The organism is Thermoanaerobacter thermocopriae JCM 7501 (assembly GCF_001310975.1).
Classification (GTDB): Bacteria; Bacillota; Thermoanaerobacteria; order Thermoanaerobacterales; family Thermoanaerobacteraceae; genus Thermoanaerobacter; species Thermoanaerobacter thermocopriae.
In genome coordinates this window covers 1-1,009 of record NZ_BAZY01000076.1, presented here as the reverse complement: position 1 = coordinate 1,009, position 1,009 = coordinate 1, and the positions used below count along the sequence as shown (strand labels likewise).

The 1,009-nt window shown below is 37.0% G+C and carries 1 protein-coding gene; it reads right to left on the bottom strand.

From position 1 onward, the window contains the following. Positions 1 to 983 (bottom strand): D-isomer specific 2-hydroxyacid dehydrogenase family protein (locus JCM7501_RS12410; RefSeq protein ID WP_054644890.1); only part of this gene is annotated, 983 nt, incomplete at its 3' end. Positions 984 to 1,009 lie beyond the last annotated feature (26 nt).

Sequence of the window (1,009 nt, the reverse complement as noted above, 5' to 3'; positions counted from 1 at the left end):
AAAACTTCTTTATTTATTACCCCTTCAGGTATTTCTCCTCTTAAAACTTTCTCTACATCAGAAACAACTTTGTCCCCCATGCCTTTTAGGCATTCATAAGTGTATGCAGAAGTGTGAGGCGTTATTATGACGTTGTCAAATGCCAAAAGAGGATGATTTTCGTCAATAGGTTCCCCTTCTATAACATCTAACCCTGCTCCTAAAACTATTCCTTCCTTTAACGCCTTAATCAGAGCCTCTGTGTCTATAAGTTCTCCTCTTGCTGTATTGACAATAAATGTACCTTTTTTCATCATGGCAAATTCTTTATGAGAAAGAATGTGATAATTGTCGCGATTTAGCGAAGCATTTAGAGAAATTATATCTGCCCTCTTTAAAAGTTCCTCTAATGTGACAGGCTCTGCTCCCCTTTTCTCTATTTCTTCTGCTGAAAGATTAGGGTCATAAGCCACTACTTTAGCACCAAACCCATATTTCAGGATTTCACAAACTCTGCTTCCAATATTTCCAATACCTATAATTCCTGCAACTTTGTCTTTTATTTCATATCCAATGAAGCTCGCTCTTTCCTCCCACTTTCCTTCTTTCACTTTAAGTGAGGCAGACCTTACTTTTTTCATAACATCTAGTAAAAGTGCAATAGCGTTTTCGGCTACAGCCTCCCTTTCTACAATGCCTTCAACTTTCGTTACAATAACTCCCTTTTCAGTAGCACTTTTAATGTCTATTGTATCATAACCTATGCCGTGACGTGTTATTAAAAGAGTTTTGTCTTTATGCTCAAAAAACTCCTTATCGTAATATGGCTTGACACTGGCAATTATTACAGAATACCCCATTAGCTTTTCCGCTAAAGCCTTCCCTCTCATATCGTGGGGAAGTTCAAATCTTTCGACTTCTCCTAATGCTTTTAACCTTTCCATATGTTCAGGAAAATGCTTACCAAAACTGCTGGAATTTACAATGGCAATTTTAACACCCATTTTTTATGCCTCCCAAATTTAATTTA